Genomic DNA, 24,209 nt, shown 5'->3' with positions numbered 1-24,209 from the left:
CGGCAAGAATGCCGCCACCTGAAATGTTAATCATCATCCGCAACACGGATCACGACTTTGCCGAAGTTTTTACCATTCAGCAGACCGATGAATGTCTGCGGGGCGTTCTCTAAACCATCGGTAATTTGTTCACGATAGTGAATTTTCCCCTCCTTCACCCATTGCCCCATCTCTTGCTGGAACTCATGGATGCGATGACCATAATCCTGACTAATAATAAACCCTTGCAGGCGAATACGTTTTTTCAGCACCGTAGCCATAAGTAGCGGTAAACGATCCGGCCCGGAAGGCAGTTCGGTGGAGTTATAACCGCTCACTAAACCGCAAACGGGAATACGCGCGGATGTATTGAGTAAAGGCAGCACCGCATCAAACACCTTACCACCAACGTTTTCATAATAGATGTCCACGCCTTTCGGACACGCTTTCGCCAGTTGTTCGGCAAAATCATCTGCGTGATGATCAAGACAAACATCAAAACCCAGAACGTCTATGGCATGACGACATTTTTCCGCGCCACCGGCAACACCCACCACGAGGCAACCTTTTAGTTTGCCGATTTGCCCCACTGTCGCACCGACCGGCCCCGTTGCTGCAGCAACTACCAGCGTTTCTCCCTTTTTGGGTTGACCGATATCCAGCAGCCCCATATAAGCCGTAAAGCCAGGCATTCCCAGCACACCCAGTGACCACGAAGGATTTTCCGGATGATCGCCAAGTTTCACCAGATCATCGCCACTGGATATGTCGTAATCCTGCCAACCGCTGTAACCCAGCACCCAGTCGCCAGGCTGGTAATCCGGATGATTAGATTCCACCACCCGACTCACCGTGCCGCCGACCATCACGCCACCAATATCAACCGGTGGTGAATAAGATGGCTCATCGCTCATGCGCCCGCGCATATACGGATCCAACGACAGGTAGACCGTGCGTAATAACACCTGTCCTTCACCCGGTGTGGCGACATCATCTTCTTCAAGACGGAAATTCTCCGGAACCGGCGCGCCGTATGGACGCGACGCCAGAACCCAACGGCGATTACGCTGCTTTTGTTGCCCCATAATGCTCTCCTGTGCTTTTGGCATGAATCCATCAATAGTAGCAGGCTCACTGGATTGGTTTTGTTTTCAGCCGTCACATCCCCTCTGCAACACGCAATAATTTCATCGAGGAATCCGTTGCTTCGGGCTGTTTTCGATAGTATTGATAACGTCATCATCATTATTTTATCGAGGCTTAAGATGTCCATCCGTTCTGCCCGCAAAGCCGATTGTGCTGCAATTGCGGAAATTTATAACCATGCTGTACTGCATACGGCAGCTATCTGGAACGACCAGACTGTGGATACAGATAACCGCATTGCCTGGTTTGAAGCACGGACTTTATCAGGTTATCCGGTGCTGGTGAGCGAAGAAGATGGCGTAGTTACAGGATATGCCTCGTTTGGTGACTGGCGTAGTTTCGACGGTTTTCGCCATACCGTGGAACATTCGGTTTATGTCCATCCGGAGCATCAGGGTAAAGGTCTTGGGCGAAAATTGTTACGCGCGTTGATTGATGAAGCGCGGAACTGCGGTAAGCATGTGATGGTTGCCGGCATAGAATCACAAAATCAGGCGTCGTTGCATCTGCACCAGACGCTGGGATTTGTCGTCACAGCGCAAATGCCACAGGTAGGCACTAAATTTGGTCGCTGGTTGGATCTCACCTTTATGCAATTACAACTCGACGATCGTAGCGAACCGGATTCACTCGAATGAATCAGTCGCTTACCCTTGCCTTTTTGATCGCTGCCGGGATTGGTCTTGTGGTGCAAAACACATTGATGGTACGCATCACCCAGACATCCTCTACCATTCTCATCGCCATGCTGCTGAATTCACTGGTGGGGATTGTGCTGTTCGTGTCTATTTTGTGGTTTAGGCAAGGAACAGCAGGCTTTGGCGAACTGGTTTCCAGCGTGCGCTGGTGGACTCTAATCCCTGGTTTGTTGGGATCGTTTTTTGTTTTCGCCAGTATCAGCGGATATCAGAATGTTGGCGCGGCAACGACCATTGCTGTACTGGTCGCCAGTCAACTTATTGGTGGTCTGGTGCTGGATATTTTCCGCAGTCATGGCGTGCCACTTCGGGCGCTGATTAGCCCAATTTGCGGGGCAGTTTTATTGGTAGTTGGCGCCTGGCTGGTGGCCAGACGCACGTTTTAATCAGAGGATGGTGCCGCCTTTGGTTAACTGTTCGTGGCGCGCTTCCATATCTTCTTTATGCCTGCGACCGTGATGAGCAATTGCGGTGCGCAAACGCTGCTGCTGGGTGTAACGATCTTCCCGGCTTAACTCTGCGTCATCGCTCAGGGCGATTAACAACTCGTTCATATGGGCAATGACGCTCTCCTCAATCGCGGCATCCACGCGCGCGATGACTTCATCCAGATGCGACATACTTTCTCCTCAGCCACTTGTGAAATTTATCGATTCACCCAAATGATATAAGTCTGCGTTGTGCCGTCAAGCCGGCGAGTGAGATTTAAAATAGAGAAAACAGTAGCGCCACCGGAAAACTCATCGGCCATGTAATCCCCACCAGAAAGGCGCTCAGAAAGCGAATGCTCTTCTTATCGTGGGAAAGAAACCAGGTAATGAGAAAGGCGATTGCTGCCATGACAGCATAAAAAACAAGCCAACATTGAAAAAGAGACATGTACGGGCATCCAGCCAGATGAATAAAACGCGCGCAAATATGCGTCATTTCTTGATGTATATCAAGTTTTCAGTCCATTTGAGATAAATTCAATAACCTACGGCATGTTCTTGTCCATCTTCAGAATAAGTATGATTGCGGTTTTTCTTAACCCGTACTATACACATAAGGGCTATGACAAAAGGTGGCAAAAATGAACGTTTCCAGTAGAACTGTAGTGCTGATAAATCTCTTTGCTGCTGTTGGGTTGTTTACTCTTATCTCTATGAGATTTGGATGGTTTATCTGATGTAGCAAAATTGCACGCAGTACGCACTGTCAGAGAAAAATCAACTCTCTGACAGTGCGTTAGATCTTCTCACACTCTCCAGATTTACAACATTATCCTTAATGTTTAACCATTACGTGGCGTACTACGGTGTAATCTTCCAGCCCATAAAGTGACATATCTTTGCCATAGCCTGAGAGTTTCTGCCCGCCGTGCGGCATTTCACTTACCAGCATGAAATGGGTATTAACCCAGGTGCAGCCATATTGCAGACGCGCGCTGACGCGATGCGCCCGACCAACATCTTTCGTCCATACCGAAGAGGCCAACCCGTACTGGCTGTCATTCGCCCAGTTAACCACTTGTTCTTCGTTATCGAAGGCCGTCACGCTCACTACCGGCCCAAATACCTCTCTTTGGACGATGGCATCTTCTTGTAACGCACCCGCCAGCAGTGTCGGCGCATAATAATAACCATTACCCTGCCGTTTTTCACCGCCGGTGATCACCTTAATGTGTCCCGTCGCCTTCGCCTCTTCCACCGCCCGGCTGACGCGTTCGAGATGTGCCTGCGAACTTAAAGGACCAAGCTCTGTGGATTCATCATCCGGCGCGCCTGATTTTAACGTTGCCACTGCGGCACCAAGTTTTTCTACCAGCACGTCGTAAATGCCTTTTTGCGCGTAGATACGACAGGCAGCAGTACAATCTTGCCCGGCATTGTAATAGCCAAATGTACGCACACCTTCGACAACCGCTTCAATGTCAGCATCATTAAAGACAATCACTGGCGCTTTACCGCCAAGTTCCATATGAGTGCGCTTAATGGACGGTGCGGTATGACTGATGATGTGCTCCCCAGTGGCGATAGACCCCGTCAGCGACACCATCCGCACTTTGGGATGACCGGTCAGCGGATCGCCCACTGTTTTGCCTCTGCCAAACAGTACGTTGATCACGCCTGCCGGGAAGATATCTTTCGCCAGTTCTGCCAGCTTCAACGCTGTCAGCGGGGTAATTTCTGATGGTTTAAGCACTACGCAGTTCCCTGCCGCCAGCGCCGGAGCCAGTTTCCACGCAGCCATCATCAGCGGATAATTCCACGGTGCAATAGAGGCTACAACCCCCAACGGATCGCGGCGGATCATCGAGGTATGACCTTCAAGATATTCGCCTGCCGCCAGACCGTTCAGGCAGCGCGCCGCTCCGGCGAAAAAGCGAAAGACATCGACAATCGCCGGAATTTCATCATTGAACGCACTATGCAGCGGTTTGCCACAGTTACGGGACTCCAGTTCGGCAAAAAACTGACCGTTTTCTTCGATAACATCCGCCAGTTTCAGCAGGCATTCTGCACGCGCTTTCGGCGTGGTTTGCCCCCATTCAGCAAATGCTGCATCTGCCGCGCGAACAGCAGCATCCACCTGTTCTGCGGATGCCTCGGCAATCTCCAGTAATACTTCCCCCGTTGCCGGATTATAGACAGGCTGTTTTTCCCCTTCGCCGCTAACCAGTTCTCCGTTAATCAGTAACTTATGTTGCATAGCATATTCCTGTATCAGTGGTTATTGACCATTGTCGCCTTCGCGGGTTAGCCACCAGGCTCCCAGGATCGGCAAGGTTGTTACCAACATAACCAGCAGTGCCACCACGTTGGTTACCGGTACATCACGCGGTCGCCCAAGCTGATTGAGTAACCACAGTGGTAACGTTCGTTCATGACCTGCCGTAAAAGTCGTAACGATGATTTCATCGAACGACAAGGCAAACGCCAGCATTCCTCCTGCCAGTAGCGCCGAACTGAGATTCGGCAACACCACGTAGCGGAAGGTTTGCCAGCCATTGGCCCCAAGATCCATTGACGCCTCTACCTGACTCCACGAGGTACGGCGAAAACGGGCGATGACATTGTTAAACACCACCACTACGCAAAAAGTCGCATGACCGACTACGATGGTGAAAAATCCCGGCTCCAGATTGATAGTTTTAAACGCGGTTAATAACGCCAGGCCTGTGACAATGCCCGGCAACGCAATAGGCAGCAGCAGTAACAGCGAAATGGCGTTTTTGCCGAAAAAGTCTCGTCGCCAGAGCGCGGCGGCTGCCAGCGTTCCTAACACCAGCGCGATCAATGTCGCCAGCGTCGCCACTTTAAGTGACAGTGTCACGGCATCAAGAATATCACTGCGCTGTGCCGCCACGCTAAACCAGTGCAGCGTCAAACCTTGCGGTGGAAAACTAAACGCCGCATCTTCAGTGTTAAAAGCATAGGCCGCGATAATCAGGATGGGAAAATGGAGGAAAACCACGCCGCCCCAGGCCGCCAGTTTGAGGAAAAACGGTGCGCGTTCAGAGTGCATCGAACGCTCCCAGACGTTTCACGAACGCCAGGTACAGTGCGATCAAAACAATCGGCACCAGGGTGAACGCTGCTGCCATCGGCATATTGCCAATCGCGCCTTGCTGCGAGTAAACCATGTTGCCAATAAAATACCCTGGCGGACCAACCAGTTGCGGGACAATAAAATCACCCAGCGTTAGCGAGAAGGTAAAAATAGACCCGGCTGCAATGCCAGGGATCGCCAGCGGCAACACCACATAGCGAAAGGTTTGCCGTGGACGTGCGCCTAAATCCGCTGAGGCTTGCAAAAGTGACGAGGGCAAACGCTCCAGCGCCGCCTGTACTGGCAGGATCATGAACGGTAGCCAGATGTAGAGAAACACCAGAAAGCGCCCAAGCCCGGAAGTTGACAGCGTATTACCACCCACCGCCGGTAGCGTGAGGAACGCAGTTAATAACGGTTCCAACCCCAAATGCTGTAAAAACCACTGCGCCACACCATCTTTCGCCAGCAATAGCGTCCAGGCATAGGCTTTGACAATGTAGCTCGCCCACATCGGCAACATTACTGCGATGTAAAAAAACGCTTTCATCTTACCGCTGGTGTAGCGCGCCATATACCACGCCATTGGAAACGCCAGAAAAGCACTGGCGATGGTCACAGCAACTGCCATGGTTAACGTGCGCAGAATGATGTCATAATTGGCCGGATTAAACAGCGCGCGGATATTCGCCAGTGTCAGTTCCGGTGTTACCGACATGGTGAAATCATCAAAGGTATAAAAGCCCTGCCATAACAGCGTCAGCAGCGAACCGAAATAGACGATGCCAAACCACATCAACGGGCCAAGCAGCAGCAAAAACAGCCCCAGCCCCGGATTCCGCCAGAAGAAACCGGACACCTTGCCCAGACCTGGACGTGAAGGTGATTGCAATACGTTCATCGCCATTCACCTCTCCTCAACCAGCGGCACCATCACATCGCGCGCCCAGGAAACCATCACCTGTTGTCCTGGAGTAAGCGTAGCGGGGAGCTCTTCCCCCGTCATATTGGCCTGACTAACCAGCAGTTTTTCACCGCCGCTCAGTGTCAGTTCAAAACGGGTCGCCGCGCCCTGATACTGCACCGCCTGGATCGTGCCATTAGCCTGCACTTCGCCAGGTGTATTGAGGCGAATATGTTCCGGGCGCAATGCGAAGCTACCCATCATTCCGCAAAGTTTCTCTGCCATCAGCGCATCAAAAACATTTGATGTCCCAACGAATCCGGCAACAAACGGCGTGCGCGGGCGCATATAGAGATCACGTGGTGAATCGACCTGCTCAATGCGACCGTTGTTGAATACCGCAACACGATCGGACATTGATAATGCCTCGCCCTGATCGTGGGTAACGAAGATAAACGTAATGCCGAGAGACTGTTGCAGCTTTTTCAGCTCAAGTTGCATCTGCTCACGCAACTTGAGATCCAGCGCGCCGAGTGGTTCATCCAGCAATAATACGCGCGGTTCATTCACTAACGCTCTGGCGATAGCAACCCGCTGGCGCTGGCCTCCAGAAAGTTGTGATGGCTTACGTTGTTGAACAAAACCCAGCGCCACTTTTTCCAGCGCCTCTTGCGCCATGATGTAACGCTGTTTTTTCTCCACACCTTTGACCATCAGCCCGTAGGCCACATTATCGAGAATCGACATATGGGGAAACAGCGCATAGTCCTGGAAAACGGTATTAACATCCCGCTCCCACGGTGGCAGATTGCTGGCGGGTTTACCAAAGATAGCGATCGCCCCACCGGAAAGTTGTTCAAATCCGGCAATCAGGCGCAGGCAGGTCGTTTTGCCGGAGCCGGACGGCCCCAGCATTGAAAAGAACTCACCATCTTTTATCGCAATACTGACGCCATCTACCGCGCGCACGTCACCGTACAACCGCGAGACGTTGTCAAACTCCACTGCGTACGTCATAAAACACCTCAGCGAAGTTAGCGACCGCCCATAATGGCAATGTAATCCTGCGTCCAGCGACTGTAGGGAACAAACTTGCCCCCTTCTGCTATAGGCGTTTTCCAGAAGGCGATTTTATCGAAATAGTTAAAACCGTTGGTCTCACAGCCTTTTTCGCCTAATAACGGACTGGCTTTACATCCTTCCGGCACTACCGGCAACGAGCCAAACCAGGCCGCCACATCGCCCTGCACTTTTGGCGTTAATGACCAGTTCATCCATTTGTAGGCGCAAACCGGATGTTTCGCTTCGCTATGCAGCATGGTGGTATCAGCCCAACCGGTAACGCCCTCCTTCGGGAATACGGTAGCGATCGGTTGGCCTTCGGCTTTCAACGCGTTGGCCTGATAGGGCCAGGCACTGGAAGCCACGACACCCTCGTTTTTGAAATCGCTCATTTGTACGGTGGTGTCATGCCAGTAGCGATGGATTAACCCATGCTGATCGCGCAGCACTTTCAGCACCGCCTGATATTGTTCTTCGGTAAGTTGGTATGGATCGCTGATGCTCAACTGCGGCTGCGTGGCTTTGACAAACAACGCGGCATCAGCAATATAGATGGGGCCATCATAGGCTTGTACCCGGCCTTTGTTGCTCTTGCCGTCCGGCAGATTCTGCTCAACAAAAACCACTTGCCAGCTATCCGGTGGTGTCGGGAATGTTTTGGTGTTGTACATCAACAGGTTAGGCCCCCACTGATACGGCGTACCATAAACTTTACCGCCGACGTTAAACCAGTCGCCTTTTACTACACGAGGATCGAGTGTTTTCCAGTTAGGGATGAGCGCGGTATTAATCGGCTGCACGCGTTTACCCATAATCAAACGCAGCGAGGCATCGCCGGACGCCGTAACCAGATCGTAACCCCCTTTGGTCATCAGGCTGACCATTTCATCGGAAGTCGCGGCGGTTTTCACATTCACCGCGCAACCTGTCTCTTTTTCGAATTGCGTTACCCAGTCGTATTGTTTATCGGTTTGTCCGCGTTCGATATATCCCGGCCAGGCGATTATATCCAGGCGCCCTTCCGGTTTATCTAAATTGGCGGGAGGCTCGGCGGCGTGGGCAGTCATTATTGTCATGGTGAGCGCACACAGGCTGCTGCGGGCAAATGTCTTGCTCATAAGGTCTTACTCCTGTCGTAATTAATTGTTCAGCCGCCGTGCCGTAAAAATATCTCCTTGTTTAACCATAGACGGCGGCTTGCAGGCACACCTTCGCCCCTGAGAAAATTTAATCAGGTTGTGAGCTAACGCGCATTATGCCGTCCGTGAAGCTATCTTCTGGAGTATAGACAAGGGGTTACGAAATATGGCTTCTATTCGAAATTCATATTACCCAACCTGAGAGGAATTAAATTGAAAGCTACTTCAGATGTTCTTGAATAAGTTTGCCTAATTCTTTTACTGCCTGTTCTTCACGCTCTCCCCATTGCCACGCGGTATTAAAACGGAAAAAACGCGACCAGCGTTCGCCAGTAGAAAACATTTTACCCGGCGCAATACTGATGTGATGCGCCAGTGCCGCCAGGCTTAATTCACCCGCATCTAACGGTTCGGGAAGTTCCAGCCAGAGAAAATAACCACTGTCGTTATGGTGTATTTTCACTTCCGCAGGCAGGTAACGCAGCAGCGCCTGCCAGGCGCGTTGTTTGCGTTCCGCAAGCTGACGACGTAGACGACGCAGATGGGCGTCGTAACGGCGTGTAGAAAGGTAATCCACCAGGGCAAGCTGCATCGGTGAACTGGTGGAAAGTGTACTCATCAACTGCAAACGTTGGATTTTACGCGCATGTTTTCCTGCGGCGACCCAACCGATGCGAAAACCTGGCACCAGGCATTTGGAGAATGATGAACAATGCAGCACGCCATCGTGGCGATCCCACGCTTTTGCGGGCAGCGGTTTTTCCCGTCCGAAGTAAAGTTCGCTGTAGACGTCATCTTCAATCAGCATCACGTTGTACTGACTAAGGAGTTCTACCAGCTGTGCTTTTTTCTGTGGCGTTAAGGTAAAACCGAGCGGGTTCTGGCTGTTGGTCATTAACCAGCACGCTTTCACTGGATACTCTTGTAACGCCAGTTCAAGCGCCTGAAGGTCGATCCCTTCGTTAACATCCGTCGCCACCGATAACGCCTTCAGCCTTAGCCGCTCCAGCGCCTGTAACGCACCGTAGAAACAAGGATTCTCGACAATCACCCAGTCACCCGGTTCGGTTACCGCTTGTAAACTGAGATTTAGTGCTTCCAGCGCCCCGGCGGTGATGACGATCTCATCAGGCGAAATTGTGATGCCCTGTAGAGCATAGCGACGAGCAATAGCCTGCCGCAGTTCTGCGTTTCCTGGCGGTAAGTTTTCAATCACGCTCATCGCCGTTGCGGTTTTGCTTACCTGGGCCAGGGAGCGATTAAGTTGTTGAAGCGGAAACAAGCGCGGATCGGGAAAAGCGGATGCAAACGGCACCACTGAAGGATCGCGACTGGCCTGCAACATGTCAAAAATATAGGTATTGATATCGACCGTTTCATCACGTGTGACCGGAATGACTGGCGCTTTCGGCAGTTTTAATGCCTGTGGCGCAACGTAATAACCCGACTGCGGTCGCGCGATAATATGTCCCTGACTTTCGAGCAACTGATAGGCATGGCTGACGGTCATAAAACTCATGCCAGAAAGCGCCACCTGTTCACGCAACGAAGGCAAACGATCGCCGGGTTGCCAGATGCCCGACACAATTTGCTCGCGTAATTGTTCTGCCAGTTGCTGGTATTTTTTCATTATCGGATCGTTTTTATGTGCAGATGATCCGGCAGTCTATATCAGTTGTTAAAAATGACAACTTTTCGTTAACTGTAATTAAACCATCACCAGCGATAACTCTTTGCCCAGAGCTTTAGCCGCAAGCTGGACGGCGTCGATTTTTGTCGCGTGGTGCAAATCAAACAAGCGGGTGATCTCCTGCTTAGGTTTACCAATTCGCTTCGCCAGCTCTTGCTGGGTGATTTCTGACTGCAAAAAAGCATTTAGCAGCAATACCTTAGAGGCGACGCTTAAAGGTACTTCAATAAAGTGATCGTTATTATTTAATGGCGAAGGTAACGGGATAAGCTCGTTGTCTTCAAAATAAAAATCAAATGCGGTGATTAAGGCATATTTTGCTGCCTCCATCGCTTCAGCGACTGTTTCTCCCTGAGTCAACGCTTCAGGAATATCCACAAAAGAAACCACATAACCGCCTTCCGGCGCGGGTGTAAGAGTGACGGGATAACGCATAATTTCGACTGTCTCTCGCATGTCATTAACCTTTTAACTGGCGATTAACTCAAACCGAGTTGTTTCAGAATGGCGTTACGCAATGGTTCTTTGATCTCATCGCTTGGGTGACGCGGCATGACACTGCGCCTCCCGCGAAACCGGAGTTTCAAATGGTTGCTGCCATTCGCCACATCGACGCCCTGAGATTCGAGCCAACGTCTGAACTCGTTTTGTTTCACATCGCCTCCCTGCCGCTGAGTATATCAACAAAGTAAACATTATTGTTTACCTCCGTGTGTAATTTGCTCGAAAATAGCACTTAATCGCCGCAACGGCAGAATGCGATGCAAAATCAGGAAGGCTGATTCCAGAATTTCTTTGCGCTAATTTGCAAAACTGAATAATAACCTCAAGAAACTATCGGCATCATAGCGGCAAAAGGTAAGAAAAAGGTGTCGGGATGTTTACGAAGGCGTTATCGGTTGTCTTATTAACGTGTGCGCTGTTCTCTGGGCAGTTGATGGCAGGACACAAAGGACATGAATTTTTGTGGGTAAAAAATGTGGATCATCAACTGCGTCATGAAGCGGACAGTGATGAATTGCGCGCCGTTGCGGAAGAATCGGCAGAAGGTTTGCGCGAGCATTTTTACTGGCAAAAGTCACGCAAACCAGAAGCGGGACAGCGTTGAGTCGTTTGTTGCCGGATACGGTATGAACGCCTTACTCGGCCTGTAATATCTGTAAATTCAATAAGTTGTGAACAGGTCTGAAAACTTGCGTTGTTACCCTTTTCGCTTCGGCAATGTTTTCATCAGTTCATCCGGGCTTACGGAGGCGACAACACTCCCCGGTAACGGCATTTTCAGAATGTGATTTTTGATTTTGCCGATGACGTGCATCTCACACGGGCGGCAATCAAACTTCAGCGTTAACACTTCATCACCATTAACCAGCTGCATTGGCGTTGCTTTCCAGCTTTTAATATTACCTTTCGCCTGCTTCGGACACAGATTGAAGGCAAAGCGCAGACAGTGCTTGGTGATCATTACCGGCACTTCGCCCTTCTCTTCATGCGCTTCATAGGCAGCATCAATCAGTTGCACACCATAGCGATGATAAAATTCACGCGCTTTCTGGTTGTAAACGTTCGCGAGGAAACTCAAATGTGTTTGCGGATAAACTGGCGCAGGGTCAGCAACCGGTTTACGACTACCGCGCTGATAACTGGCAAGACGCGCAGCATCCAGCATTTCAGCAGCCTCACGGCGGAACTGATTTAACAGACTGTTTGGCACAAACAGCGCACCCGGCAAGTTAATTTGTACATTACGAGCGTAATAGATAGTCTGCCCCAGCTTCGACAATCCTTCGGTCAGATTGTTGAGTGCTTTTTCGGCATTATTCGCCTCGTCGAACTGCCCGTCCAGGGTATGCGTGATACTGACGCCCTCTTCGCTGGTCAGAGTCAGAATCAATTGTTCCTGCCAGCCGCCCAGTTCAATGTCTACCGCCACCCGACGTTCGCTGGAGGTTTTGGTCAGCGCCTGCTGCCAGTTATGGTCCAGGTTGCGATTAAGCGGATGGTGTGGGCGAATTTTGTGCAGCTCCGCTGGCATCTCATTTGGCCAGACGCGGTACTGATTTTCCCCGGTTTTTTCTACCGTATTGGCGCGAAAACCGACGACTTCACGTTTAATCATCACGTTCAGGCCATCACCGTTAGCCAGTGGTTCGGTCACCTCAACATCAAGATGATCTTTCGCTACTTTCACGACTTCACCCACCGGCAGGCCGATAAATTTCGGTGAATCGAACGCGCCAATATCGCCTTTACGCGCGTTAACAAAGTAGTCTGTGCTGCCACGATGGAAGGTTTTTTCCGTCGACGGTACGAAGAAGTGCTCAGTACGACCGGATGAAGCTCGCGCCAGATCGCCACGTTCTTCAATAATGGCATCCAGCATCTGGCGATAATGGGCGGTGATATTCTTCACGTAGCTCATATCTTTGTAACGCCCTTCAATCTTGAAGGAGCGTACGCCAGCATCAATCAGCGCGCCGAGGTTGGCAGTCTGATCGTTATCTTTCATCGACAGCAGATGTTTTTCATAGGAAACCACCCGCCCCTGATCGTCTTTCAATGTGTATGGCAAACGGCACGCCTGCGAGCAATCGCCACGGTTGGCGCTACGCCCTGTTTGCGCATGAGAAATGTAGCACTGACCCGAATAGGCCACGCACAGTGCGCCATGAATAAAGAATTCAATGGTCGCGTCCGTGGCCTGATGAATCGCGCGGATCTGCTCCAGATTAAGCTCACGCGCCAGCACAATCTGCGTAAAACCGACGTCCGAAAGAAACTTCGCTTTCTCTACAGTGCGAATATCACACTGCGTACTGGCGTGTAGTTCAATCGGCGGAATATCAAGTTCCAGAATCCCCATATCCTGAACGATCAGTGCATCAACGCCGGTCTGGTAAAGGTCGGTAATCAGTCGCTGCGCCGGTTCCAGTTCATCGTCATGCAAAATGGTGTTAAGCGTGACGAAAATTTTTGCACCATAACGATGGGCAAATGGCACCAGCCCGGCAATATCTTTCAGGCTATTACTGGCATTATGACGGGCACCAAAACCAGGGCCGCCGATATAAACAGCATCGGCACCGTGCAAAATAGCTTCGCGGGCAATGGCGGCATCGCGTGCCGGACTTAACAGTTCAAGGCGATGAGAAGATACGGTCACATTCTTATCCAGTAGCTGAAAAATGGCGGCTATTTTAGCCACAAGCGCGACGTTGCGAAATAGTTTTCCCGCTTAACTGCGTGGGTAATGAATAAGGGAATGAAAATGTACGGCTTGCTTGCCGCCATTACGATAGATATGCATGACGTCGGCAGCAAAACGAGCACCTTCTCCGCAATTAAGGCTACGCCATTCACCATCAACGCACAGATCTAGCTGCCCATCAATGACGACAACATGCTCAATTACCCCCTTTTCGTGCGGCGTCGATTCGCTTATTGCACCGGGTGCCATCTGAATCGAGAAGTGTTCAAAGCAGAGCTGCGGATCATAAGGAAACAGCGAAGTGATCACCATTGCCTGCTGTTGTGGATCATAAACTGATGGCGTGACGGTCTGTGGCGGCGAAATAAATGTCGAAAATGGCACGTTCATCCCGGTGGCAATTTTCCATAATGTCGCGACCGTCGGGCTGGATTCATTGCGCTCGATCTGCCCTAACATCGCTTTAGAAACGCCCGTGGCTTCTGCCAGTCGCGAAAGACTCCAGCCGCGCTGCTGACGAAGATGTTTTAGCGTGGCGGATAAATAGTGAGCGAGATTTTCCATGCGAGTCCTCCTGCAAAACAGGAGTTTATCACTTGTGCGTTATAACGGACAAATGATACGGTGCCTGTACGCTATAACGCACGAGGTGACTATGCGTCTGTTTTCTATTCCCCCACCCACGCTACTGGCGGGGTTTCTGGCGGTATTGATTGGCTACGCCAGTTCAGCAGCAATAATCTGGCAAGCGGCGATCGTCGCCGGAGCAACCACTACACAAATCTCCGGCTGGATGACGGCGCTGGGACTGGCAATGGGCGTCAGTACGCTGGCTCTGACATTATGGTATCGCGTGCCTGTTCTCACCGCCTGGTCAACGCCTGGCGCGGCGTTGTTAGTCACCGGTTTACAGGGATTAACGCTCGGCGAAGCCATCGGCGTTTTTATAGTCACTAATGCATTAATTGTCCTCTGCGGCATAACGGGACTCTTTGCTCGTCTGATGCGCATTATTCCGCACTCGCTTGCAGCAGCAATGCTTGCCGGGATTTTATTACGCTTTGGTTTACAAGCGTTTGCCAGTCTGGATGGTCAGTTTACGTTGTGTGGCAGTATGTTGCTGGTGTGGCTGGCGACGAAAGCCTTTGCGCCACGCTATGCGGTGATCGCCGCGATGATTGTTGGGATCGTGATAGTTATCGCAAAAGGTGACGTTGTCACAACTGACGTTATCTTTAAACCCGTTCTCCCTGCTTATATCGCCCCTGATTTTTCGTTTGCTCATAGCCTTAGCGTTGCCTTGCCTCTGTTTCTGGTGACGATGGCGTCGCAAAACGCACCGGGTATTGCGGCAATGAAAGCGGCCGGGTATTCGGCTCCAGTTTCGCCACTGATTGTATTCACTGGGTTGCTGGCGCTGGTTTTTTCCCCTTTTGGGGTTTATTCCGTCGGTATTGCGGCAATTACTGCCGCTATTTGCCAAAGCCCGGAAGCGCATCCGGACAAAGATCAGCGTTGGTTGGCTGCCGCCGTTGCGGGCGTCTTTTATTTGCTTGCGGGTCTGTTTGGTAGCGCCATTACCGGAATGATGGCAGCCCTACCGGTTAGCTGGATCCAGATGCTGGCTGGTCTGGCGCTGTTAAGCACCATTGGCGGTAGTTTGTATCAGGCGCTACATAATGAGCGTGAGCGCGACGCTGCTGTGGTGGCATTTCTGGTAACAGCGAGCGGGCTGACATTGGTTGGGATTGGTTCGGCGTTTTGGGGATTAATTGCCGGCGGCGTCTGTTACGTGGTGTTGAATTTAATTGCTGACAGAAACCGATAATAAGAAGCGCCATCTTACGATGGCGCGGCTGGCATTACTTTTTGTTAACGTCAAACATGGTGGCATCGGTCGCCATGTCATCAATAACTTGCTTAATGTTTTCAAAAGCCATTGGCGTACTTTCGTTATTCAGATCTTTACCTTCGCCCTGACGAACGACTTTGATAACAGGTTTATTGGTAGCCGCATCAATCAGTTCACCTTCAAAGTACAGGCGGGTATCCATGGTACGGTGACCGGTTGCCATTTGTGTTCCCGCTACCACTAATGCAACAGGAACCACTTCATAGAATTGCAGCCCTTCTTTGCTTGTATCAACACCGGTAATGGCACCACGGAAAATCAGACTACGCGGGCCAGCGGTAGTCACCAGTGGTTTACGCTGCGCAATCGCTTCTTTCATTTCGGTATTGGTATAACTCAAAATTCTATCCAGCACTTTCTGCCCTACCTGAGTAGAAGGTTTTGGCACCGGATAATAAGTGATTGGATTCCAGACAATACTGTCATATTTACTTTGGTCGAAATCAGGGGAAACCCAGCGTAAAACGGGTTTACCTGTTGCCGATGTTGTTTCTTGAAGATCAGAGTAATTCTTTAAAAAGCCAGAGTATTTATCCGGCTGGGTGATTTTAGAGGCACAGCCGGACAGAGCCAACAAGCCGCATAAAGCTGCAACTTTCGCAATTGATGTGGTACGCATGAATAGTTTCCTGAGATGATTATATTACTTTTTAAGTTATAGCAAAAAGCACCGCTTCGTGTTGTGGCAAAAAAAGTGTTGGCAGAAATAAATTTATCGGCCCCTTTTTCGACAATATAGTCAATGCTGAAAAAGGAGCTGAGTCAATCATCATTGATTTATTTTCAGAGACTTGAGGCGATAAAAAAGCACATCCGCTGTGACTTATTTCACATCATCCTGCTAAAAAATATGCTTACCGAATAGATCAACAGGCAAACTTCTTACGTTGATCCTTCTCAGGTCATTTTTTACGTGCCAGCATAGTCGCGAAACGCAGTTTAATACGATTACCGTTGGCATCGGTGCGGTGTAATTCACCGACATCTTCATTGTATTTCAAGAAATCCCAGCCTTCATAATAACGATGTAGCTCTCCTTCTTTGAAGGCAAACGGAAAGCCGACGGTACATGGAAAATCAGCGGTATCCATCGCCGCCACAATCAGATTGTAACCGCCAGGTTTAGTGCAACGTTGCATATTGCCAATCAGCCCTGGGATGGTTTTCGCCTCCAGGAACATCAGCACCACAGTAGAAAGAATAAAATCGTACTGTCCATCAAACGTGAGGCTATTCAGATCGACAACCTGAGTACGTAAATTTTCCAGATTTTCAATGGCTTTAATGCGCTCAACGTTGGCAATACTCATGGCATTTTTATCCCATGCGTCCACATCATAACCATTGGCTGCAAGGTAAAGACTGTTACGTCCATTGCCACAGCCCAAGTCCAGCGTTTTCCCCGGTTTAACGATTTTCACAGCTTCCAGAACTTCGGAGTGTGTGCGGGTGAGTTCGTATTTGTTAGTAAAGTAGTTTTCGTCACGAATGATCATTCTCTGTCCTCGGATTTCATTAAAACGGCGCGCTCAGTTCTGATTAACAATTTTCCCTGCATCAGAAGCGCGAAAGTACGGATGAGCAATAATGCAATAATAAAATTGGTAAAGATAAACAGCGGCACCGCCAGTGTATGGAAAAAGCCATTATCGCTGCCGCTTCCCAGATGCAAACCGGTGGTTGCCAGCGCAGAAACACCGAACGAAAAACTCCAGAATGAGGCATTAAACGGCTGTGAGAGATACCACGGCATCAGGCGCAGCATAAACAGCAATTGCAGCAGCCCATAGCCAAAGAGCATTTTCGCCAGCGTGTCACCCTCGCCGCCATTGACGCTCAACCAGGCGCTACAAGCCACCAGCGCAGGGGCAAGCTGAATGCCGAGCGATGTCCGCAGCGCCGTGGGTAATTCTCCCGAACTGCGCAGTCGTTGAAGGATCACCGGTTCAAGGCTTAACCAGGAGAAGACGCCAGCCCCTAAAAATACCAGTCCGGCATCGGTATAACCCAGCGCACCGCAGGCCATCGCGCTGATAAAGTTATTGGCAACCGTCGGCAAATAAAGCCCCGGTGTCGTCGCTTCTTCAGGGTGAGAACCGCGCCATAATCCGGCAGTTTGCCAGGCGGCGTAAACCAGTTGAATCACTACCCCAACGCTGAACAGACACACCGCCAGCGGGCGATACCACGGCACAAAACCAATTGCCACCAGCATCGTCGTCGCCGGAAACAAACTAACAAAACTGCTCATCACCGGATGGCGCACTTCCGCCAGCACGCTGTGCGGAAAGCGTATCAGTCGGGTAATGAATGCGGTGGTCAACAATCCCCAAATGATCATCGCCAGAATCACCAGCCCATCCCCCAACCAGTGACTGACCTGCCAAACCTGGCTGGCATAGCGCCAGGCAAATCCCATCCCTATCGTCCCCAACACAATGCCAAAATAACCTGCCGGCAAATTGAGCACTTTATCGCTCTGCATCTTCTTACTCATTTTGTTTAATTTATAAAGTATATTTGAAATGCATTTTATGGAAATTTCTCAAGCATAGCCAGAGTCGCAGAATTTGCTACGGTTATAGTAAGTCACCTGCGGGAAAACGCTATGCACAAATATCGTCTAAGTGAAGAGCAACGAGCCTTTAGTTATCAAGAAGATGGCCTCAAAAAAAGTGTGCTATTACGGCAGATTATTGCCATAGCCGATTTTAACGATGTGATAGCAGGAACGGCTGGTGGTTGGATCGATAGCGAAACTGTGCTGGCGCAGGAAGGAAATTGCTGGATTTACGACCAGAATGCCCTCGCGTTCGACGGAACGGTTGTTTCCGGTAATACGCGCATCACCGGGACCAGCGTGCTATGGGGAGAGGTTTGCGCGACGGATAACACCTGGATCGATAATAGTGAAATCAGCCAGGGCGTCCATATAAGTGACAGTGTCACCATTCGTGATTCATTAGTTTGCGGTCAGTGTAGGATTTTTGGTCAGGCCTGTATCGTTCAGCATTCAATGATCGTCGCCGCACAAGGGTTAACGCCCGACCACCATCTTCTGCTGCAAATTTATGACCGAGCCAGCGTCAGCGCCTCGCGCGTTGTCCATCAGGCGCAAATTTATGGCGATGCCGTCGTCCGCCATGCTTTTATTGAGCATCGTGCCGAAGTTTTTGATTTTGCGCGTATTGAAGGTAATGAAGAAAACAACGTCTGGCTGTGCGACTGTGCGAAAGTCTACGGTCACGCACGTGTGATTGCCGGAACTGAAGAAGATGCCATTCCGACAATTCATTACAGTTCTCAGGTGGCGGAATATGCCATTGTAGAAGGCAATTGCGTGTTAAAACATCATGTTCTGATTGGCGGAAATGCCGTTGTGCGTGGCGGCCCGGTTCTGCTCGACGAGCACGTTATAATACAAGGTGAGAGCCGTATTGCAGGTGCGGTAATGATTGAAAACCATGTCGAGTTAACCGACCACGCCGTCGTTGAAGCCTTTGATGGCGACACGATTCATGTCCGTGGTCCAAAAGTCATTAACGGTGAGGAACGTATTACGCGAACGCCTCTGGCAGGGTTATTATGATTCGATGATGCGCGCGTATAAGTTCACATCATCATAAGCATCATTCAGGAACTCAGCCTGTTTCAGGCAACCTTCGAGGATAAAACCATTGCGCAAGGCAACCTGATTGCTTTGCGGATTGTCCACCCGACATTTGATCACGAAGCGTCTAAGTTCACCAGACTGGGCGTAATGGTGAATCAATGCCTGTAGCGCCTGAGAAATGATCCCCCGCCCCTGATGGGATTCGTCCAGCCAGTAGCCGATTTCAGCGGTTTTATTCAGCGGTTCAATTCGATTAAACGATATAACGCCGACAAGTTCATTTTCTTTAAAAATCATAAACATTTTGGCATAGCCGCGTTGATGCAGCATCACATTCCCCTGCACCGTTTTTCGCGTGTCCTCTTCGCTGAGAACAAACTGCGGCCAGTTTAGCGACTGCTGTAACCAGTTTTTATTTTTACAGGTTAACTGATAAAGAGGTGTGATATGACTTTCTGCAACGGCATGTAATTCAAGTGAGTCGCTTACTTTTATCGTTTCAGTCATCTTATCTCCAGTCACTCTTTGCAGTCGTTAAAAAAGCCGCCTGGCAGGCGGCTCAGCAAAGTTTACACCTCTTTGACGCTCTCCTGTTGCAGGATTTTAAGCATCTCATCCTTCATTTGTAATTTCTGTTTTTTCATGCGGGCGACTTCCGCATTGTATCCTCGACCGTCAGAGCCTTCCTTTCTGGCAATTTCATGATCAAGTTTATTGTGTTTATCGAACAAGGACATAAAGCGAGGATTTTCGTTTTTCAGACGGGATATTAAATCTCGATATTCTGGAAACATACGCACTCCCTGTTAGTGGCTGACAACATGTATATGAAATATACAACATCAGATTACCCATTTAACTTGAGGAAAAATGCGAGCGGGATCGTGTTTAACCAGACGGCACCCTCCCGAAAGAAGGTGCCGAAAAAATGACGCTTAGTTCATCACGCGATCGTCAACATACTGGCGCTTATCCGGTGCTGGAGGAAAATACTGATACAACCATGTTTCACTGATAGCATCGCCCTGGCAGCGCAAATACATACGCATATCGACCGGATCAGTTGAATCCGAAGTCGGATACCAGTCAAACTGAATACGGTAACCATCAATCGGCTCAATGTAGAGAATTTCTATTTGTTTCGCTTCACCACTGGAAAGTGTGATAACAGGCTCAATCCCTTTCGGCGCAGCAGCTTTCAGATCACCACCGACAAAATCGACGGCAAAACGACGAGCCCATTTTTCCGGATAATGTTCACCTGGCGCCCAGCCTTCAGGGAATCCCCCCATGCCAGTACGCGTCGCCAGGACTCGTGCTAATGGACAATGAACGGGAGGTTGCGCACTCCAGTAAAGACGATACTGAAACGCCAGTTCGTCGCCCGCTTTGACTGCTTTTTCTGGTTGCCAGAAACAAACAATATTATCCAGCGTTTCGCCGGTCGTCGGGATCTCCATCAAACCGATAGTGCCCTTACCCCACTTGTTACGCGGTTCCACCCACAGACTTGGGCGTTTGTTATACCAGCCCATAATGTCCTGATAATGGGAGAAATCACGATCCAGCTGCAACAAGCCAAACCCTTTTGGATTGTTATCGGTATAGGCATTGAACTGCAATTTCTGCGGATTATTCAGCGGACGGCAGATCCACTCGCCATTGCCCCGCCACATGGAAAGACGGTCGGAATCATGGATTTGCGGATGAATAGTGTCGCACATACGACGTTCGTTAGTCCCGCAACTGAACATACTGGTCATCGGCGCGATGCCCAGTTGTTTAATGTCTTTACGCGCATACAGATGATTTTCGACATCCATAATCACCTGGTTCTTCTCACAGCGGATGGTGAACTTGTAAGCACCGGTAATGCTGGCGCTATCAAGCAACGCATAAACGGTAAAAGTGTTCGCGCCAGGTTTTACCGTATCGAACCAGAAGGCGGTAAAGTCGGGAAACTCTTCTTTGCTGTCGGTGTAAGTGTCGATCGCCAGACCACGCGCCGATAAACCGTATTGATAAGTGTCATCAACGGCACGGAAATAGCTGGCACCGAGGAAAGAAACCACGTCGCGGCGCGCCAGTTCCGGGGCTTTAAACACACGGAACCCCGCAAACCCGAGATCGCTTTGCCCTTCTAATTGTTTGGTATCAACACCCGCATCGTTGTATTTGAACAACTCCGGACGGAAGTGTATTTCGCGCGCCAGATGTGTTGCTGGATCAACAGAGAACATGCGAACACGGCGACGGAATCCCATCCCCATATGGAAGAACTGAGCGTCCAGCTGGCGATTCTCAACGTTATGCCAGAGTGATTTTTCGGCGTCATACTGAATGCTGTTATAAGCCTGCGGCGTCATCGTCGCCAACGTATCGGGTAACGGACGCGGCGCACCACGCCACGCCGTTTGCGCTAAGTCGTGCGCCATCGACTGTAAAACAGAGAAGTCAAAACGCTGGGTTTGCCCGTCGGCAATATCAGATTCTGCTGCGAACGCAGCCTGAGAAAAAAGAGAAGCAATGCCGCTAGTCCCGCACACGGCGGCCATAGCCATTGAACCTTTAATAAATCGTCTACGATCCATACCTGAAAGTGAGTCCTTCTGGTGTAGTGAATGGTCCCGCGCTGGTCGTATTCAGCGGCAAGAAAATGCTTATTAATGACCGCTCACTCTAGACAATATTTATTAATAATCCAATTGTTGAACTCAGAGAATATGCATAAATCGGCAATTTTTTTCTGTCGATGGGATGAGCCTGATTCGTTTGTAAAATCAGGCAAATTTTTGCAAAGTCGGATGGCCAGAATTTAAAGCAAACCACAGCGGCGTTTACTGCGTTCTTCCGCTTCCTGGTACAACTGAAATTCATCAAATACCGGACACCCCAGCGCCAGTTCAAAAGCCTCCCGGCTGGCATTACCGTGGCTGCGCATTTGCGTTTCATTACCCAGATTCGACTGGAAGATCCCCGCAGCACTAACCGGCAGGAAATCCTCATAGGTAATAGGTTGCGCCACTACCCAACCACGTTCGATCAAAGGTTGTGGATCGTCTCCGGGATGGATCGCCTGACGATGCGCCTCACCCGATGGCGTCAGGCGATAACGAAACCATGCCAATCCCTGCTGGCGCATCAGAAATTCACTGTCCGGGAAGGCGCTGAAAGTTTCCTGTAAATGCAGTTGGTGAGTGAGATTATCCTGTCCGATTCCGGCGTTACGCAGAAGATCATCATACAGTTGTCGTCCTTTCGGCGTTAACGCCACACCACGTTGCTCTATCTCACCAAAGCGTGCGGTATGCGTTCCCTGCTTTTGCCCAGCAAACAACACGGTCTCTTCCAGCGCCTTAAAACTGGTCTGGCGCAGTAAAATCGGCACCTCGCGGCGCGGCGGCCCTTCGATCAGAATTTTGGGTTCAATACCGCATTCGGGCATCATCGACTGCACCCGGTCAATGTCGAGCGTGCGTGGCGTCAGGTGGTTAATATGACAGCCAGGAAAACAGACCACATCAGCAATCAGTCGATGTTCGTTGTGCAACGCGCGATAGGTTTCTTCATCTACTGTTGCTGACTGATGCCAGCGAAACGTCTCCAGGGCTTCCTGCACAAACTCCCGCGCCTGAGCTTTGCTAAAGCCGCCCTCCTGATCATATACATCTAACAGTTGTCGACAACGCGGGGTAAAGATATCGCGCTGATGTAAAATCTCCGCCGCCTTCTGGCGCAAGGTTTCGTTTTCGATGAGTTCAAGGCGAAGCAATGAGGTAAAAACCCGGAAAGGATTACGCGCCAGCGAGGCATCATCGATTGGACGAAATGCTGTGGAATGTACCGGCACGCCAGCCTGCGAGAGATCGTAATAACTGACCGGATACATCCCCATAATGGCAAATATCCGCCGTAGAGTGGCAAGCTCTTGCGCGGTGCCGACGCGAATCGCCCCATGACGTTCAACGTTAAGTCGCGCCAGTTCGTCCGCATTTACCATTTTTTCATGCAATTGGGGATTGTTTTCCAGCACAGACAGATTGACGTCAGCCACCAGTTCCAGCAGCGTACCGTACTGTGGAACTTCTTGCTGATACATGGCTGACATAGCCTGCGAAAACTGTTCCCGAATCTCATCCGCCGTGATGCTGTTCGCCATAATCTCTGCCTCCAGTGGTCAGTAATCTGGAGTGTAGGTAACCACATTTACTCTGGTGGGAAGAATTTACAAACTGTGATCTCCCCACGAAATCAGTAAAACCATGCCTGTAAACGTAACAAAACTGCTTTATATGTTAATAATATTTTGCAATCAAGTTATCATAATCAAACAACTTCACTTGTCAGCGGCACCGCTTCGTTTTTAACATCGCTTATGGAAAAAAATAGTCTGTTTAGTCAGCGCATCCGTTTGCGCCACCTTCATACTTTCGTAGCTGTCGCACAACAAGGAACTTTGGGGCGCGCGGCTGAAACCCTTAATTTGAGTCAACCTGCGCTCTCTAAAACATTGAATGAACTTGAACAATTGACAGGCACCCGCTTATTTGACCGTGGGCGTCAGGGCGCACAGCTTACCTTACCTGGCGAGCAATTTTTAACCCATGCAGTCAGAGTGCTTGACGCCATCAACACCGCAGGTCAGGCGCTTAATCGTAAAGAAGGGCTTAACAATGATGTTGTAAGGGTTGGTGCATTACCCACTGCTGCACTGGGGATCTTGCCTTCCGTTATTGGTCAGTTTCATCAGCAACAAAAAGAGACCACTCTGCAAGTTGCCACTATGAGTAACACCATGATTCTGGCAGGCTTAAAAACGGGGGAAATTGATATCGGTGTTGGTCGGATGTCAGATCCTGAACTGATGACCGGGCTTAATTACGAATTGCTGTTTCTCGAATCGCTGAAACTGGTTGTCCGGCCTAACCACCCGCTTCTTCAGGAAAACGTGACGTTAAGTCGGGTACTGGAATGGCCGGTTGTCGTATCGCCAGAAGGCACTGCGCCCCGCCAACATTCAGATGCTTTAGTGCAAAGCCAGGGCTGCAAAATTCCTTCGGGTTGTATTGAAACACTTTCAGCATCGCTTTCGCGTCAGCTTACGGTTGAATATGACTATGTGTGGTTTGTCCCTTCTGGCGCTGTAAAAGACGACCTTCGTCATGCCACGCTGGTGGCGCTACCTGTTCCGGGACATGGCGCAGGCGAACCTATTGGAATACTGACCCGCGTAGATGCAACGCTCTCTTCCGGCTGTCAGCTAATGATTAACGCAATTCGGAAATCAATGCCGTTCTGAAAAGTGAAGGGATCTTGCGATCCCTTCT

At 50.1% G+C, this 24,209-nt stretch carries 27 protein-coding genes; 7 read left to right on the top strand and 20 right to left on the bottom strand.

The window, feature by feature from the left end; translation table 11 throughout:
• Positions 1-26: 26 nt before the first annotated feature.
• Positions 27-1,064, bottom strand: a complete 1,038-nt coding sequence (gene curA / locus C3D30_RS09415; protein ID WP_000531465.1) for an NADPH-dependent curcumin/dihydrocurcumin reductase — start codon at positions 1,062-1,064, stop codon at positions 27-29.
• 180 nt (positions 1,065-1,244) lie between these two features.
• On the opposite strand from curA, the gene C3D30_RS09405 reads away from it, so the two are divergent.
• Both C3D30_RS09405 and C3D30_RS09400 read left to right on the top strand, forming a co-directional pair.
• The gene (locus C3D30_RS09405) at positions 1,245-1,763 is read left to right on the top strand and encodes a GNAT family N-acetyltransferase (protein ID WP_000027831.1); all 519 of its coding nucleotides are present in this window, start codon (positions 1,245-1,247) and stop codon (positions 1,761-1,763) included.
• Positions 1,760-2,209 carry a DMT family transporter gene (locus C3D30_RS09400; RefSeq protein WP_001076555.1) on the top strand — a complete coding sequence of 150 codons (450 nt, stop codon included), beginning with the start codon at positions 1,760-1,762 and terminating at the stop codon, positions 2,207-2,209. The genes C3D30_RS09405 and C3D30_RS09400 overlap by 4 nt, the downstream gene beginning before the upstream one ends.
• On the opposite strand, the gene ydcY is transcribed toward C3D30_RS09400, so the two are convergent.
• Both ydcY and C3D30_RS09390 read right to left on the bottom strand, forming a co-directional pair.
• On the bottom strand, positions 2,210-2,443 hold the full coding sequence (gene ydcY, locus C3D30_RS09395; protein ID WP_000018636.1) for a DUF2526 family protein YdcY: 234 nt from the start codon (positions 2,441-2,443) through the stop codon (positions 2,210-2,212).
• Between the two features lie 85 nt (positions 2,444-2,528).
• Positions 2,529-2,702: a GhoT/OrtT family toxin gene (locus C3D30_RS09390; RefSeq protein ID WP_123058521.1), complete on the bottom strand. Its 174-nt coding sequence runs from the start codon at positions 2,700-2,702 to the stop codon at positions 2,529-2,531.
• Between the two features lie 193 nt (positions 2,703-2,895).
• Between C3D30_RS09390 and yncL the strand changes: the two genes are divergently transcribed.
• Entirely contained in the window at positions 2,896-2,991 is a 96-nt protein-coding gene (gene yncL, locus C3D30_RS09385) for a stress response membrane protein YncL (RefSeq protein WP_071598995.1), read from the top strand.
• Positions 2,992-3,089: 98 nt separating this feature from the next.
• Here the strand turns inward: yncL and patD are convergent, their stop codons facing one another.
• The 8 genes from patD to C3D30_RS09345 all read right to left on the bottom strand — a co-directional run bounded on the left by patD (position 3,090) and on the right by C3D30_RS09345 (position 10,805).
• The gene (gene patD, locus C3D30_RS09380; RefSeq protein WP_105286797.1) at positions 3,090-4,514 is read right to left on the bottom strand and encodes an aminobutyraldehyde dehydrogenase; all 1,425 of its coding nucleotides are present in this window, start codon (positions 4,512-4,514) and stop codon (positions 3,090-3,092) included.
• A gap of 21 nt (positions 4,515-4,535) precedes the next feature.
• On the bottom strand, positions 4,536-5,330 hold the full coding sequence (locus C3D30_RS09375) for an ABC transporter permease (protein WP_016158294.1): 795 nt from the start codon (positions 5,328-5,330) through the stop codon (positions 4,536-4,538).
• Positions 5,320-6,261 (bottom strand): ABC transporter permease, encoded by a 942-nt coding sequence (locus C3D30_RS09370; protein WP_001251309.1) that lies wholly within the window; start codon positions 6,259-6,261, stop codon positions 5,320-5,322. The genes C3D30_RS09375 and C3D30_RS09370 overlap by 11 nt, the downstream gene beginning before the upstream one ends.
• Positions 6,262-7,275 (bottom strand): ABC transporter ATP-binding protein, encoded by a 1,014-nt coding sequence (locus tag C3D30_RS09365; protein ID WP_000220386.1) that lies wholly within the window; start codon positions 7,273-7,275, stop codon positions 6,262-6,264.
• 17 nt (positions 7,276-7,292) lie between these two features.
• Complete coding sequence (ydcS, locus tag C3D30_RS09360; protein WP_000047446.1) at positions 7,293-8,438, bottom strand: putative ABC transporter substrate-binding protein YdcS; 1,146 nt, start codon at positions 8,436-8,438, stop codon at positions 7,293-7,295.
• A gap of 241 nt (positions 8,439-8,679) precedes the next feature.
• Positions 8,680-10,089, bottom strand: a complete 1,410-nt coding sequence (locus tag C3D30_RS09355) for an aminotransferase-like domain-containing protein (protein WP_000760664.1) — start codon at positions 10,087-10,089, stop codon at positions 8,680-8,682.
• Positions 10,090-10,167: 78 nt separating this feature from the next.
• Positions 10,168-10,584 (bottom strand): type II toxin-antitoxin system antitoxin HicB, encoded by a 417-nt coding sequence (hicB, locus tag C3D30_RS09350; protein ID WP_077629270.1) that lies wholly within the window; start codon positions 10,582-10,584, stop codon positions 10,168-10,170.
• A gap of 44 nt (positions 10,585-10,628) precedes the next feature.
• On the bottom strand, positions 10,629-10,805 hold the full coding sequence (locus C3D30_RS09345) for a type II toxin-antitoxin system HicA family toxin (RefSeq protein ID WP_105286796.1): 177 nt from the start codon (positions 10,803-10,805) through the stop codon (positions 10,629-10,631).
• Between the two features lie 221 nt (positions 10,806-11,026).
• Between C3D30_RS09345 and C3D30_RS09340 the strand changes: the two genes are divergently transcribed.
• The gene (locus tag C3D30_RS09340) at positions 11,027-11,257 is read left to right on the top strand and encodes a YncJ family protein (protein WP_000494239.1); all 231 of its coding nucleotides are present in this window, start codon (positions 11,027-11,029) and stop codon (positions 11,255-11,257) included.
• Positions 11,258-11,350: 93 nt separating this feature from the next.
• Here C3D30_RS09340 and rlhA read toward each other — a convergent pair whose 3' ends face one another.
• Together rlhA and C3D30_RS09330 are read right to left on the bottom strand one after the other, a co-directional pair.
• Positions 11,351-13,312, bottom strand: a complete 1,962-nt coding sequence (gene rlhA, locus C3D30_RS09335) for a 23S rRNA 5-hydroxycytidine C2501 synthase (RefSeq protein WP_010351406.1) — start codon at positions 13,310-13,312, stop codon at positions 11,351-11,353.
• Positions 13,313-13,384: 72 nt separating this feature from the next.
• Positions 13,385-13,921, bottom strand: a complete 537-nt coding sequence (locus C3D30_RS09330) for a helix-turn-helix domain-containing protein (RefSeq protein WP_000429072.1) — start codon at positions 13,919-13,921, stop codon at positions 13,385-13,387.
• Positions 13,922-13,973: 52 nt separating this feature from the next.
• Here C3D30_RS09330 and ydcO point away from each other — a divergent pair, with 52 nt between their 5' ends.
• Positions 13,974-15,185, top strand: coding sequence for a BenE family transporter YdcO (gene ydcO / locus C3D30_RS09325; protein ID WP_071987579.1), 1,212 nt, complete (start codon positions 13,974-13,976; stop codon positions 15,183-15,185).
• A gap of 34 nt (positions 15,186-15,219) precedes the next feature.
• Here the strand turns inward: ydcO and C3D30_RS09320 are convergent, their stop codons facing one another.
• The 3 genes from C3D30_RS09320 to tehA form a co-directional block, all read right to left on the bottom strand.
• Positions 15,220-15,888: a DUF3313 domain-containing protein gene (locus C3D30_RS09320; RefSeq protein WP_001261028.1), complete on the bottom strand. Its 669-nt coding sequence runs from the start codon at positions 15,886-15,888 to the stop codon at positions 15,220-15,222.
• Positions 15,889-16,171: 283 nt separating this feature from the next.
• The gene (gene tehB, locus C3D30_RS09315; protein ID WP_000586747.1) at positions 16,172-16,765 is read right to left on the bottom strand and encodes a tellurite resistance methyltransferase TehB; all 594 of its coding nucleotides are present in this window, start codon (positions 16,763-16,765) and stop codon (positions 16,172-16,174) included.
• Positions 16,762-17,754: a dicarboxylate transporter/tellurite-resistance protein TehA gene (gene tehA, locus C3D30_RS09310; RefSeq protein ID WP_001190279.1), complete on the bottom strand. Its 993-nt coding sequence runs from the start codon at positions 17,752-17,754 to the stop codon at positions 16,762-16,764. Before tehA ends, tehB begins: the two co-directional genes overlap by 4 nt.
• A gap of 123 nt (positions 17,755-17,877) precedes the next feature.
• On the opposite strand from tehA, the gene ydcK reads away from it, so the two are divergent.
• Positions 17,878-18,858: a YdcK family protein gene (ydcK, locus tag C3D30_RS09305; RefSeq protein ID WP_000549800.1), complete on the top strand. Its 981-nt coding sequence runs from the start codon at positions 17,878-17,880 to the stop codon at positions 18,856-18,858.
• On the opposite strand, the gene rimL is transcribed toward ydcK, so the two are convergent.
• From rimL to hglS, 4 genes are all read right to left on the bottom strand, one after another.
• Positions 18,853-19,389, bottom strand: a complete 537-nt coding sequence (rimL, locus tag C3D30_RS09300; RefSeq protein ID WP_000140869.1) for a 50S ribosomal protein L7/L12-serine acetyltransferase — start codon at positions 19,387-19,389, stop codon at positions 18,853-18,855. The two genes, ydcK and rimL, sit on opposite strands and share 6 nt — an antisense overlap.
• A 62-nt stretch (positions 19,390-19,451) precedes the next feature.
• Positions 19,452-19,676 (bottom strand): HP1242/YdcH family protein, encoded by a 225-nt coding sequence (locus C3D30_RS09295; RefSeq protein ID WP_010351400.1) that lies wholly within the window; start codon positions 19,674-19,676, stop codon positions 19,452-19,454.
• Positions 19,677-19,817: 141 nt separating this feature from the next.
• On the bottom strand, positions 19,818-21,473 hold the full coding sequence (gene opgD, locus C3D30_RS09290; protein ID WP_105286795.1) for a glucan biosynthesis protein OpgD: 1,656 nt from the start codon (positions 21,471-21,473) through the stop codon (positions 19,818-19,820).
• Positions 21,474-21,697: 224 nt separating this feature from the next.
• Entirely contained in the window at positions 21,698-23,041 is a 1,344-nt protein-coding gene (gene hglS, locus C3D30_RS09280) for a 2-oxoadipate dioxygenase/decarboxylase HglS (protein WP_000013825.1), read from the bottom strand.
• Positions 23,042-23,257: 216 nt separating this feature from the next.
• Here hglS and C3D30_RS09275 point away from each other — a divergent pair, with 216 nt between their 5' ends.
• Positions 23,258-24,181 (top strand): LysR substrate-binding domain-containing protein, encoded by a 924-nt coding sequence (locus C3D30_RS09275; RefSeq protein ID WP_000414571.1) that lies wholly within the window; start codon positions 23,258-23,260, stop codon positions 24,179-24,181.
• The last annotated feature ends 28 nt before the right edge of the window (positions 24,182-24,209 follow it).

Origin of the sequence: Escherichia sp. MOD1-EC5433, from assembly GCF_002966005.1 — a bacterium.
GTDB classification, from domain to species: Bacteria; Pseudomonadota; Gammaproteobacteria; order Enterobacterales; family Enterobacteriaceae; genus Escherichia; species Escherichia ruysiae.
The sequence above is the reverse complement of the archived record's forward strand: the minus strand, read 5'-3'. Positions and strand labels throughout refer to the sequence as shown.